This is a genomic window from Clostridium sp. 1001283B150225_161107_B6, from assembly GCF_015556325.1.
Taxonomy (GTDB): Bacteria; Bacillota; Clostridia; order Lachnospirales; family Lachnospiraceae; genus Enterocloster.
The window spans coordinates 103,530-117,180 of sequence record NZ_JADNMD010000011.1 but is presented as its reverse complement, the minus strand read 5'-3'; the positions used below and the strand labels follow the sequence as shown (position 1 = coordinate 117,180).

10 protein-coding genes are annotated in these 13,651 nt (G+C 51.7%); all 10 read right to left on the bottom strand.

Annotated features, from left to right (window positions below; genetic code table 11):
- Position 1: 1 nt before the first annotated feature.
- Positions 2–1,450 (bottom strand): extracellular solute-binding protein, encoded by a 1,449-nt coding sequence (locus I2H39_RS21610; protein WP_195627502.1) that lies wholly within the window; start codon positions 1,448–1,450, stop codon positions 2–4.
- Between the two features lie 252 nt (positions 1,451–1,702).
- Positions 1,703–3,925 (bottom strand): alpha-galactosidase, encoded by a 2,223-nt coding sequence (locus I2H39_RS21605; protein ID WP_195627501.1) that lies wholly within the window; start codon positions 3,923–3,925, stop codon positions 1,703–1,705.
- Entirely contained in the window at positions 3,922–5,583 is a 1,662-nt protein-coding gene (locus tag I2H39_RS21600) for a glycoside hydrolase family 43 protein (protein WP_138309169.1), read from the bottom strand. The genes I2H39_RS21605 and I2H39_RS21600 overlap by 4 nt, the downstream gene beginning before the upstream one ends.
- A gap of 36 nt (positions 5,584–5,619) precedes the next feature.
- Positions 5,620–6,423, bottom strand: a complete 804-nt coding sequence (locus I2H39_RS21595; protein ID WP_195627500.1) for a Cof-type HAD-IIB family hydrolase — start codon at positions 6,421–6,423, stop codon at positions 5,620–5,622.
- A gap of 65 nt (positions 6,424–6,488) precedes the next feature.
- On the bottom strand, positions 6,489–7,361 hold the full coding sequence (locus tag I2H39_RS21590; RefSeq protein WP_195627499.1) for a PTS system mannose/fructose/sorbose family transporter subunit IID: 873 nt from the start codon (positions 7,359–7,361) through the stop codon (positions 6,489–6,491).
- A complete protein-coding gene (locus tag I2H39_RS21585; RefSeq protein ID WP_195627498.1) occupies positions 7,354–8,223 on the bottom strand; it encodes a PTS sugar transporter subunit IIC in 870 nt (289 codons plus the stop codon). The genes I2H39_RS21590 and I2H39_RS21585 overlap by 8 nt, the downstream gene beginning before the upstream one ends.
- 3 nt (positions 8,224–8,226) lie before the next feature.
- On the bottom strand, positions 8,227–8,721 hold the full coding sequence (locus tag I2H39_RS21580; protein ID WP_138309165.1) for a PTS sugar transporter subunit IIB: 495 nt from the start codon (positions 8,719–8,721) through the stop codon (positions 8,227–8,229).
- 176 nt (positions 8,722–8,897) lie between these two features.
- Complete coding sequence (locus I2H39_RS21575; protein WP_195627497.1) at positions 8,898–10,727, bottom strand: sensor histidine kinase; 1,830 nt, start codon at positions 10,725–10,727, stop codon at positions 8,898–8,900.
- A complete protein-coding gene (locus tag I2H39_RS21570) occupies positions 10,724–12,067 on the bottom strand; it encodes an extracellular solute-binding protein (protein ID WP_227147050.1) in 1,344 nt (447 codons plus the stop codon). The genes I2H39_RS21575 and I2H39_RS21570 overlap by 4 nt, the downstream gene beginning before the upstream one ends.
- Positions 12,018–13,619 carry a response regulator gene (locus I2H39_RS21565; RefSeq protein ID WP_138309162.1) on the bottom strand — a complete coding sequence of 534 codons (1,602 nt, stop codon included), beginning with the start codon at positions 13,617–13,619 and terminating at the stop codon, positions 12,018–12,020. Before I2H39_RS21565 ends, I2H39_RS21570 begins: the two co-directional genes overlap by 50 nt.
- Positions 13,620–13,651 lie beyond the last annotated feature (32 nt).

The following is a 13,651-nucleotide window of genomic DNA, read 5'->3' as shown; positions in this document are numbered from 1 at the left end:
ATCAGCTCCCTAATAGTTTGGCGGCATGTTCCTGCCAGCCCTTATACCATGTCTGGAAATGGGCCTCATTCGTGACCTGGTCCAGGGCCTCTTCCTTTGTCAGACCTTCCTTCATCTTATCCTCAGCTTCCAGACGGGCATTGTTCACGGTTGTCTCCATATATTCACCGTAAAACTGCCTCATCTCATAGCTCCCCTCAAACGGAGGGTTGGAATAAAAGCGGTACTCTGACAGCATTTGCATTGTGGCTTCAGCGGACTGGCTTACCGTGGAATTATACTCCGGCGAACCGGAATAAGCTTCCATGGCCTTGGCATACCCCTGATTCAGGGAGCTGTTCTCCACCGGCAGATAGCCGCTGTTTACGGCAAAATCCAGATTCTGTTCCTCCTGGGCAAGCCATTTCAAAAAGACGGCCGACGCATATTCGTGGGTGCTGTCGCTCTGTGCAACGGAAAATCCCGCCCCCTGGACCATGGCGCATAATTCCCCGCCCCTGAAACAGGGATATGGAAGAACACTGCTCTCAATCCGGTATATTTCATTTTGATTCAGGGTCACTTCCTTCGGAAAATAGACCGCGCCTGCGCTGGAGCCTATATAAGCCAGTATATCCCCTGTCTTTTCGTCATCAGAACGGAATTTACCCAGATTTGCATAATAACCTTTTACATAGGGCACATACAATTCATCCCATAAAAGCCTGGCCAGGTCCTGGTCAAATGAAAAGGTTACCCGGCCGTCGTGAAACTCATAAATATCATTTCCCGTCTGCACGGACGCAACAATGATATAGTTTGCCAGGCTGTCGATTCCCAGAAATGCCTTGCCTCCTGACCACTCATAATAGGTACCGGCTGTCTCAGCCACGCCCTCCCAGGTGGACAGTCCCTCCAAATCCGCTCCTGTCTCCCCTGCAAACTTATCCCAGTCCGTCTTATTTAAGTACAGATTTTCCGTGGACCGCACAACAGGAAGAATCTTAAGTCCCTGATTTCCGCCAAAGCTGCAATCCTGGAGAAAATCCTCCCGGTATACCTTCAGCTCATCCTCTGTAAAATATTGGTTCAAATCCACAAGCTTGCCCAATACATCAATGCGGTAGGCATTTTCCGGATACGCGGCAAACAGATTGGGCATGGAGTCAGCTCCCAGCCTTCCGCTGGCTGAATTATATGTCTCCTCTGCCAGCTGGTTCACATCCCCGTGGCTGACACTGTCCACAATGATTCCCTTTTCCATGCCCACTGTTTCATTGAACCTGGACACCAGGCTGTCAAAGGCCTGCTTTGTCTGCCCGTTATAATAATTCCACACCGTTATCATCACAGGCTGCCTGGGGTCCAGCTGGTACCTGGCATCCTCGCTGCGGGAACAGCCGCCCGTCATAACCAGCATCAGGACCGCCGCTGCCGCCCATGCAAGCATGACTCTCTTCCTTTTTTTCATATGAAACCTCCCGTTTCAGGCATGCAGGGCATTTACGGTTCCCTGTGTGCTGAGATTGTATTTATCCTGCACATCTGCTGTTTTTTTCCATTATACAGCATACCGGTTCAAATGCAAAGAAATATAACTGCAGTTATTTTGGGAGGCAATGTGGTGTTCAAAACACAAAAATCCTTCTGATTGACGCTCCAGCTTCCGCCTCAACCAAAAGGATTTATAATTCTTACAATAACCCAGAACACGGCCTGTCCCTCAGCCTTCCCTGTACATCACCCACTGCTGGGCCTGAAAATCACCGCTGGGCCTGTTAAGACCCAGACCGATGTTCATAAGGGAGCTGCCGCGGAGCAGGCAGACATCCCTGATGCCGGGCGTACCCGCCTCCTCCCCAGCCTCCATCACCTGTTCTACCCGGTAAAACGCCTCACGTTCCAGACCCTTAAGGCGCAGCCGCTTGGGAACCGTATTGGCTTTTGCCAGAATCTGTACAAAACTCACCACCGCCCTGTCTCCCTTCTCTGAAACATACATCCACGCCCGTTGGTCCCCATCATGCTTCAGTCTGTAATACCGGCCCTTCTGTACAATTTCCCTTATATCCTTATAAAATCCAATCTGGCGTTTCACCTCATCCTTATCCTTTTCTTCCATGGCTGTCAGGTCCAGCTCATATCCCAGATTTCCCTCCATGGCCACCACGCCTCTGGTAAAAAGCGGAGTCTCCCTCCCCACGATATGGTTGGGACAGGCAGACACATGGCAGCCCATGGATACAGGCGGATACACACAGGCTGTGCCGTGCTGGATGGCAAGACGCTCCGCTGCATCGGTGTCATCACTGGCCCATATCTGGGGCATATAGTACAGCATTCCGGGGTCAAAGCGCCCGCCTCCCCCTGCGCATCCTTCAAACAGCACATCCGGGTGCATTCCGGTCAGTCTCTCCAGAATGCGGTAAAGCCCCAGTATATACCGGTGCCCCAGTTCCTTCTGGCGGCCTGCAGCCAGATGGCCTGACCCCCAGTCTGTTATATTCCGGTTCATATCCCATTTTACATAGGTTATGGGCGCCTCCCTCAGCACCCGGTCAACAGACTCCACAATATAATCCTGGACCTCCTCCCGGCTCAGATCCAGTACGAGCTGATTCCTGGCCAGCTGCTTCGGACGCCCTTTCACCTGGATTGCCCAGTCCGGATGGCTTCTGAACAGCCGGCTGTCCGGCGATACCATTTCCGGCTCAAACCACAGCCCGAATTCCATTCCCCTCTTCCTTACGGCCTCTGCCAGTCCGGCCAGGCTTCCTCCCAGCTTATTCCGGTTCTCAGTCCAGTCTCCCAGGGACCGGTCGGCGCTGTCCCTGTTTCCAAACCATCCGTCATCCAGCACAAAGCATTCGACTCCAAGGGCTGCAGCCTGGTCTGCCAGCTCCAGCAGCCTGTCCCTGTTAAAATCAAAGTAGGTTGCCTCCCAGTTATTAAACAGCACAGGCCTGTATTTTCCCGGTCCGCCCTGATAGTTTCTCCCCATGAGACATTCCCTGTACAGGCAGTGGTATATCCTGGACATGGCTCCCATCCCCTCTCCGGAGTGCACCATCACCACCTCAGGACTGGCAAATTTCTCCCCCTTTTCCAGCAGCCATGAAAATCCAAAGGGCTGTATTCCCATCATCATTCTCGTATTTTGGTGCATATCAACCTCCACGCTTCCCTCAAAGCTTCCGCTATACACCAGATTCATGGACCATATATTTCCCCGGTCCTCGTCTGCCCCAGGCTCTGCCAGGGCCAGAAAGGGATTCTGCCCGTGTCCGCCGGCTCCCCTGGTACTCTCCACCGCAAACCTCCCCTGGCGGATTTCCTGCCGGTTAACATGACATTCCCTTCCCCATGCCCCGGTCAGGGTCATCAGCTCATACCTGTCATCCGGGAAAGAAAAGCAGCCTGACATCAGGCGCTCCACTGTCACGGCCTTTTCTCCCCGGTTTGCGGCCATCACGCTTCCTGTAATGGCGTCATACCTTTCAAATACCCCATATGTAAGCCGGATTTCCAGATTGGATATGCTGTCCCCCAAAGTCAGTTCCAGACATTCTGCTTCCCTGCTAATGACGGCCGGCAGCCCCGGAAGCGTTTCCTTTCCCCGGTATACCCGGTATCCCTTAAACCGCAAATCCGTCATAACGGAACCATCCTCATAGCAAAACTGAACAGCCGGCATTCTCAAATCCGGATTTCCCCAGGACGGGTACAGCACCGGATATTGTTCCAGCCTGAAATCATTGATTCCGTCTGTTCCGCACAGATAACTGGCCTTTTTCATGTCCCGGACAATATAGCTGAAGGAATCCCCCTCCACCCTGCTGCCCCAGTACAGGCTCATGAGATGGCCGCTGGGCATGGCATGGAGAATCATGGATGTATGTGCTGTGATAAGGTGGAATGTCCTTCCCTGTTCCAGTACCTGAATCATTGTTCCGCCTCCTGGTCAGCCTGGTAAAACTCTGTAAACAATGCGGCTGTGTCCTTATTAAAATTATCCACTGCCGTTATACCTACCACAGCCCCGGTATAGGCCCAGCCCGCAGCATGCTCATCGCTCAGTATGGAAGCATCCAGCACAGGACCTATTTTCTCCGGGAGCCCATTGTCCACAGCATAGTAAAACTGCATCTGCTCCCGGTCCACATGCACCTCCAGCCGGACAGACTCTGTATGAACAGGCAGGTATGCATACTGCCCCCTCAACGGTTCACAAAATTCATAGTTGTCATTTGTCAGAATACTGACCATGGGAAGCTGCTTCACCTCATCATATCCCACATAAAGATAGTGAAATACCTTTGTATTGTAATAGCACACAAGACCGGCTGTCTGGGCGTAATGATACGGGCGGAACTTAAGGACCGTACCCGCCTTAAAGCAGAAACTTTCCCACCTGCGTGCAATCAGAGACTGTTCAAACAGGGATGTAAGGGAATCATTTCCCTTTAACAGAAGGCCCTGTTCTGTCAGCTCTGCCTTGTCTCCCATGGGACGCCGCAGGGATAACCATTCCTCCTGCTCCAGACAGGTTCCCCTGCGAAAATCCGTCCTGTATTCCCTGCCCTTATTCCGGCTGCCGGCCGTCTCCTTTGGGGCTTCCTCCGGCGCCTCCACCTTTAGCGCCTCCACCTTCGGCGCCTCCACCTCAACCAGCGGCGTGCTGTTCCCCTGCACCATCCTGGGCCACCCGTCAATCCACTCTATTTTCTGAAGGGCAGTCTCCCTGCCCAGGACGCAGGCCTCCTTTCCCTCCAGATACCGGGCGCAGAGATGGGTCATATACCATTCCCCCTGCCCTGTCTCCACGAAATTGCCATGACCTGACTTTTTAAGGACCGTATCCTTTTCCCAGGCCGTAATCAGAGGATGATAGGGTGAAACCTCATAGGGTCCCCATATATCCGCAGACCGGGCCACACAGATGGAATGGTGTCTTCCGGTTCCTCCCTCGGCGGCAATCATATAATAAAACCCATCCCGTTTCATCAGGTGCGGCCCCTCGGTACCGCCGGTGCCGCTTCCCTCAAATATAACTTTGGATTGCCCTTTCATCCCCTTTTCCATATCAAACTCCTGCAGCACCAGACCATTAAACTTCTGGTGTCCCGGCAGCGGCCTGGCGTCCCACTGCGGATTAATCACATAATGCCTGCCTTCTTCGTGGAACATCGAAGGGTCAAACCCGGAAGCATTTACAAATACAGGCGCGCTCCACGGCCCGTCTATGGACGGGGAAGTGACCACATAATTCTCCACGTCTTTGAAATATCCGTCTATTTGCCTGCTGACAGTATAAATCAGATAGAATAATCCATTGTCATAGGACAGCGCCGGAGCCCAAATCCCCGCGGAATCAGGAATCCCCCTCAAGTCCAGATTATCAAGTATCCCGCCCCTGGAAGTCCAATTCACCAAATCCTCCGACTCATAAAGGGACACCCCAGGGAGCCATTCAAAAGTGGATGTAATCAAATAAAACCTGCCCCCGGCCCTGCATATACAAGGGTCCGGGTGAAATCCCCTTAAAACCGGATTGTGAATCCCAATCCTTCCGGGCGCGCCTGTCTGAATCCGATTCTCTCTCATACAAATTCTCCTTCCATTTCAAATAAACCGGCACTTTCAGATAAACCGGTAAATTGCCTGGGCAACCCCCTTATGGTCATTATCCCCTGTCACGAACACGGACGCCGACCTGACTTCCTCCACTCCATTCCCCATGGCCACGCCAATACCAGCCATGCCCACCATCTCCAAATCATTCTCATTATCGCCAATACACATCACCCTGTCCATGGGTATGCCCAGGTGCGCGGCCAGCACGGCCACGCCCTTTCCCTTATTCCCATCCTTAGGGTTAATATCCACAAAATAGGTATCTGATTTGGCCACATGAAACAAATCCATATCCACAAGCGCCTTCTTAAGACCCTCAAAATCCGCTTCATCAATCTCTTTCACAGCCACCTTAATAATCTCATCCTTATGGCGGCGGGCTTCAGCCCGCATTTCATCATAATCCCGGCAGTAACGGTAATCCGAACGCAGGCTTCCCTTATCAACCAATTCCCTCAGATGTCCCGACAGAGCCCCATTGGTAATATTAAATTCTGCCGCTGAAAGAAAAATCTGGCTTTCATACCGTTCCGCCTGCTCAATGATTTTCATGACCAGGCCTTCCTCCATGGTATCCCTGTAAATAACCTCCCCGCACAGCACCAGACCTCCGTTCAGGCAGACCCCATACCTGCCAATCCCCAGCTGTAAAAGCAGCGGCTCTATCCCGGAAACCGAACGCCCGGACGCAATAGCCACAATCACGCCCTTATCCAGCGCATACCGCACCGCCTCCACATTCTCCCTGGGCAGCTCCTTACGGCTGTCAAGCAGTGTCCCATCTATATCAATACACAGTAAATCAACCATATTTCCACATTACCCCGACATCACATTTTAACTTACCAACACCATCCGTCATTCAATGCATTCCTTTAGCCGCAAATTCCCAGCACTGTCAGCACCACTGCCGCCGCAAACATGACTAACAGCACGGTGACCGGCTTATTCTTCTTCCTCAGGTAAAAGAAGGAACCCATGGTAATGGCCAGCGGCAGCAGTCCCGGCATAATCTGGTCCAGAACGCCCTGCAGATTGAAGGCAGCTCCGCCAAAGTCAGCTACAAAGGTCGTCTTAAAGCTCACATACTGGGCGGTCATCGCTCCTGCCATAATCAGCCCCAGAACAGCAAAGCCTTTTGTAAATGCCTTCAGCGCCCCTGAGCTCAGCGCATTTGCAATATAAGTACTTCCCAGCTTCAAACCATATTCAGCTCCGAAATAGCGAATCAGCACATTGGGAATATTATAAATCAGTGCAAATAATACAGGTCCCATCCAGGAACCAATCTGTGCGAATCCAAGACCGATTCCCGTTGCAATGATTCTCAAAGCTCCTGAATAAACGGAATCTCCAATTCCTGCAAAGGGTCCCATCAGCGCAACCTTAAGGGCTTCGATAGAGGAATCGTCAAACTCCCTTCCGGCATCCATGGCAGCCTTTCTCTCCTGCTCCATGGAAATCACAAGAGAGAAAATAAAGGGGGACATGCCGGGCGTTGTGTTAAAGAAGTCCTGATGTCTGGACATTGCCTCGTAAAAGGCGTCCGTCTCCTTTCCGTAAATATCCTCCAGATACGGAATCATGGTCCATCCAAACGTGGTTCCCTGCTGTTTCGTATAAGAGGTGCAGAACATCAGCCACATAGACCTCCAGAAGATGGAGCCCACAAGTTTTCTCTGCCGGCGGGTAAGTTTTGTCTTCATGGTAACGGCTGCATCCGCTACTGTCGTCATTGTATTAATCATTGAAGAAGTCCTCCCTTTCATCTAATACCGGATTGGCCGATGCATTCTGCATCTTCTGCTCATCCTTGATCCTCTGCAGTTCCCGGAAAATAACCAGAGCCGCAATGGCTGCCCCGATAAAGGAAATCTGCACCAGGGACAGTATCTTTACGGAGGAACTGGCAAGCTTCACAGTCCCGTCCGCCACAGCCGCGCCTGTCACGTTATTGTAGAAGAAAAATGCCCCAAGGCCGAACCCAAGAAAGTAATACGGGCATATTTCCCTGCTCCACAGCGATTTAAGCAGCAGCGCCATACCAAGGGCGGGAAGCATGGTGGATGCAACCGTCATGGACTTCTGCACCCATGCCGGTATGATTTCCACAAATGCCTTTACCGCATCCGTACCTGCAAAGATACAGATGAAGCCCAGCAGGAAATAGCAGAGATGGAAACCAGCGAACTGAAACATCCACAATCTCTTAAATCCCCTGATGTTCCGGCCCTCAACCAGCTTCTCAAACCTGGGCACAAGGGAAGTGACTACAATCTTCATGGATGAATAGAGCAGTGTTCCCAGCGCAGCCAGGGGCAGGGCCAGGGTAACGGCCGTGGCCAGGTCCTTGCCCAGCAGAATGGCAAATGCAGCTCCGAAAATGGAGCCCAGGGTAAAATCCGAGGGCATTACGCCGCCCAGGCTGACATTGCCCAGGAACACCAGCTCCAGCTGGGCAGCCAGGATAATTCCCTCCCCCGGATGTCCCAGCAGGGCGCCCAGAATGGCCACGCAGAAAATGGGTCTTTGGAACATGGTGTTGCCCCACCAGTCAAAAAACTTGGTAAACATAAGTACAAGTCCGACAATCAATGCATTCATAAACATGGCTTATCTCCCTCCTAACAGCTTCATAAAATCCTGTCTTCCGTCTCCCGGCAGGGGCTGGTGGATGATTTCAATCCCCAGATTCCCTATTCTCTCAAATACATTCCGGTCCGCATCCGTCACGTATACGGATTCCGACACCTTTGTCTTGGAAGAAAGGGCTCCGCCCCCAATCCTTCCGTAATTTGCAACGTTGAGTACCGGGCGTTCCCCAATCTGCTCTGCAACCCTTAACAAATCTTCGGGCTGATTGGAAATCACAAGGATTTTCATCTGGGACGCCCTGGGGTCCTTTAATATCTCCACTGCCTTTTCAATGGGCAGAATAGCTGCCTTTACTCCTGCCGGGGCAGCCATCTTCAGCGCATTCACCTGTATGGTATTGGCCGCAATGGTATCGCTGGCAACAATGATTCTCTGTATCCCCAGTTCCTTTGACCACATAACTGCCACCTGACCGTGAATCAGACGGTCATCCACACGCATCATCTTTATCATTTTTTCTCCCTCCTGAAACATCATTTTCATACACAAAACGGGCCCATCTTAAAGGTATTTCCTTAAGATGAACCCATGGTACCACAAGGATTTTCCAGTCTCAACGTCCTGGCCCTACCATCTAAAAAGACCGCCTGTTTTCCCTAAAAATCCTCTCTATATTTGATTGTCCGGTTCTAGGATGTCCCTATTTCAACCTGCTCTCCCTCATTACCTGCACTCTCATCAGACACCAGGGGCAGGGTATACACCACAATGGTGCCCGTCCCCTCTGTGCTCATGATTTCCAGCCCGTATTCCGGTCCAAAGTTCTTCCGGATTCTGTCATAGGCATTCTTGATGCCCACATGTTCCCAGCCGTCTGTTGTCAGTACTCCCATTTCCTCCTGGCCCAGGCTGTCATTCAGGTTCTTAAGCGTCTCCTCTCCCATGCCGGCCCCGTCGTCCATCACGGTCACTTCCAGATGCCCTTCCTGCCTGTGGGCCTCAATGCGCACGGTTCCGTTCCCCTTCTTGGGCCTGAGCCCGTGTTTGACTGCATTTTCCACAATGGGCTGAAGGCTCAGCTTGATGATGGACGCCTCCATCACATCCTCATCCACACTTACCTCCAACTGAATCCTGTTCTCATAGCGGATGCGCATGATATAGAAATATTCCCTTATATTTTCAATCTCACGCTTCAGGGGAACCATGTCGCCGCTGACGCCAATCAGGTATTTGAGCTGCTTTGACAGGCTTTCCACCATCCTGGCTGTCTCCTTATCCTCATGTTCCAGGGCTGTCATACGGATGACCTCCAGGGTATTGTAGAGATAATGGGGCTTTATCTGCGACTTAAGGGCCGTAAGCTCCGCATCCCTCTGCCGGATTTCGGCCACATATACCTTTTTGATATAGGCTTCCAGCTCTTTTGCCATTTCGTTCAGCCCGCCTGCCAGGACTCCGATTTCATCCTCCCTGTCACCCACGTCAATCCGTGTCTCCAGGTTGCCCTTTTGAATCTCAGCCATCCCGCTCTCCAAAAGCTCCACCGGCCTGCGAATCCGCTCCAGAAAATAAGAGTACAGACACAGGAGCACCAGAAAGGCCGCGCCCAGGAATACCGTGATATACTGTTTTGTACTTTCCATATTCATCAGCACCCGGTCCCGTCCGGCCTCCACGGCCACGGTCCAGGCGCACGGCTCCAGACGGTCATAGACCACGTATTTTCCGTCCTTAAGCAGGCTTCCCATCCCCTGGTTCATGGAGGGAAGGAGGGATGCCATCCCTTCCGCCGGTTTTCCTGTCATGGCAGAATCAGCACTGTAAATACACATTCCCTTATCATCCATAATGTAGAAAAACTCATTTAGCCCCATATCAATGTCCGAAAGTACGGAGGACAGCTTGCTTATATCCATGTCCATATAAAAATAGCCCAGACAGCTGCCTATGGTCTTAAAGGATGTAATATCCTGATAACTGCGCCGGAACGTGATGACCTGATTTCTGGAATCCGGGAAATAGTCATCCACATGGGTGGACAGAACAGAGAAATTCTCCTCCCGGTCCTCTTCTCCCGTCCAAAAACGGAATGCATCTTCATCCAGTACCTTCTGGGTGTTCCTGGTAGCGTAATAAATCCTGCCTTTCTGGTCCTTAAAATAAGCGGTGCGCAGCCTGCTGTCCTTGTCCAGCATCTGGCTGAGAAGGAGAATGATTTTCATCTTCTTTTCTTCCTGGCGAAGGCCCGGGGATTTTAATATCTGGTACAGGAACATCCCGTCGTCCGTGGAAATATCATAGATATACTTAGTCAGGCCGCTGCATTCCTCCACCATTTCTTCTGCATTGTTGCCTGCATAGCTCACCATGCGCCCCATATCGTCCAAAACAACCCGTTCCATATTGTCCCTGAAACGGCCAAACAGCACTGTGCCGGCAATCAGAAGAGGCGCCAGTCCAAGCAGTACAAATGATATGGTCAGGCGGAAAAATATGCTTTTTCTTCTCTGTATCATGGCTCCTCCCATCGTTCCAACAGATTTTCTGCCAGGGATGAAATTGATTTTCCGCCCCATAAGGTCTCAATCAGCATCTGGTCATAATAGGTGATGAAACCGTCAGGCGAGCTGGCATCCTCCACCAGAAGCTCCGTATGCACAGGTTCTCTCTCATAAGCAGCTTTCATGATTCTCTGGTTTGGCGTATCCGGCATATACACCTGGCGGACTGTCACGGAGTCCCCGTTCATGATTTCCAATATGGTTTCATAGATGCCTTCGGAATAATAAAACTGCAGGAACCGGACAGCCGCGTCCATCTTTTTTTCGTCCCCCGCGGTCACGGACGAGATACCCCATTCCACATTGCTGTCATCCATTGCATAGGCTGTCCCGTCCCTTCCCGGAAGGAAAAAGAAGCCCAGGCGAATCTGGGGATTCAGGTTCTCTATCTGCGACAGCATCCACGGCCCTGTATACACCATAACCGCCTGTCTGGCGGATATGGCCTGGGCTGTTTCACTGTCCGACACTGCCCTGTAACGTGAATGAATGTAACCCCGGCTGGCCAGGCCGCGGAAATCCCCCAGCATCTCCATTACCCTCTCTTTGGTCCAGCAGACCTGCCCCTCCTCTGTCACAATGTAATTGCAGAACAGGTAATTTCCCCAGAACTTCATATGCCAGATATCGGCAGCCCCAAGAGCAACGGCGTCATATCCTGAAGCCTTAAGGGTGCCGCATACCTGGAGGAATTCCTCATATGTACTGGGCACGGAAAGTCCCAGCCTCTCAAATATATCCACATTATAAATCATTCCCAGGGTGGTGCTGTACCTGGGAACGCCATAGCATATGCCGTCAAAGGTCTGGGGGTTCTCCACCAGCGAATACACTTCCTCAGGCATGGGTGCCAGAAGCCCTGCCTGTACAAGGGTTCCTGTCTCCCTCAGTTCCACGATATCATTTAATTCTTCCTGGGCAGCCAGCACCTTAAGACGTTCCGCATACGTCTGGTTCTTTACTTCCGGCATAAAATACAGCTCCACCTGGATATCTTCATTGGACTCCATGAAAGCCTCTGCCACGTCCTCCATTCCGCTCTTCCATTTAAGGTCCCCTGCGGAACAGACCACCCGTATTTTTACCTCTGCCTCCGGACGGACTCCGGGCGCAGAGGGACCCCCGGGACTGCATCCTGTCATCAGAAGCAGGAAAACAGCCGAAAGAAGGATGCTGGCGAACATCCTCCCTCCGGCCGGTCTGCTGTGGGGTTCTCTGGCTTCCATGCCGTTTTCCCGCCGTTTCTTATATTTTCTGTCCCTGGCCCTTTGGCCGGTATTCCCTTCTGTACTCATTCGGACTCTTCCCATATTTCCCCTTAAAATTTTCATTGAACTGCCGGACATTCTTATATCCCACTGCCTCCGCTGCCTCGTAAGCCTTGCAGTCCGTATTGGCCAGAAGCCGGCCCGCCTCTTTCATGCGGATGTCTGTCAGATAGTTTTTAAAGTTTTGTCCTGTGTTCTTTTTAAAATAACTGCTGAAATAATAGAGATTCATATTGGCAAAGGCCGCCATGGATTCCAGGGTAAGATTCTCCCTGTAATGCGCTCCGATATACTGCTTGATTCTGGCCACCTCGCTCTGGCTGGTATTTCCCGTCCCGTCCTTTACGGTTTCAAACAGGTCTGTAAGGCAGGCTGTAATCACCTGGCAGGCCTGCCGGTACAATGGCTTCAGACGGATTTCCTCAGCAGCCTGTTCCGCCTTCTGCCGGTAGGAGCCGTCAATCAGGTAATTGTCCATCAGCTCCTTTGTGACATCGGTAATCAGGAGAATGCAGCGGTTCACGGCGGCAAACCGGTTCCCGAAATGCAGGTTGCGGATAACCATAAGAATCCGGTTCAATTCCATGTCAATGGACGGTTTCCTGGACAGGAATCCTTCCATCAGCTTTTTATAACAGTTCTGGTAATCCTCAAAGGAATCCAGGAAGCTGCGTTCCACATCATCATACCATATCTCATCCTCTTCCGTAAAATAGTAAAGCTCCAGGGCAAACCGGCTGGTCTTATAGGCCAGCTGCAGGGCTCCAATCTCCCCAATCCGCTCTCCCACTCCGGTCTTGACCACAATGGGCTGTCCGCTTGTCATTACTTCCGCCAGTTTATGGGTACGGATTCGGACAGTCCTAGCATCCTCAGAGGGGTCCAGGGTAAATATCACATAGCAGTTGTTCAGGTCCTTCCTGATGACAAAACCCCATTTTTCCTCCTCCAGCTTTTTCTGAAGGCGGTTGTAGGCGGAAAACTTCTGCAGCTCCTGCATCTTGATATTGGAGGGACCTGACTTTGTGAAATACAGGCGGAAGGCCGCCCCCACAAACTCCTTACAGGCCACGTCAATGTGCAGTGCCTCGAACTGCTCATATAAATCCTGCCTGGCATACTCCTGGTTCCCGTTTATTTTATGGAAAATACGGGCCAGTTCACTTTCATCCTGTTCCGTGGCGAGAAGCTTAAGGCGGCTCTGCTCATCCACCAGACCCACTGCCTTCTTAAGGGCTGCCTCCAGTTCTTCCTGTTCCACGGGCTTCAGGATATAATCCACAGCGCCGTATTTAACCGCCCTTTTTGCATAAGAAAATTCCTGGTAGCCGCTGACAAAGATTACCTTGGTATAAAGCCCCATCTCTCCAATCCGCTTCAGCATATCCAGCCCGTCCAGTTCCGGCATGGCAATGTCCGATACAGCCAGGTCCGGCTTGACCCGTTCAATCAGTTCCAGGGCTTCCTTTCCGTCCCTGGCCTCGCCCACAATCTGTATGCCCATCTTTTCCCAGTCAATCAGCTTCCTGAGACCTTTTAATATAACTGCCTCGTCATCAGCCAGAATTGCACGCAGCATCCGCCATTCCTCCTCTCGGGTGTGCCTATATT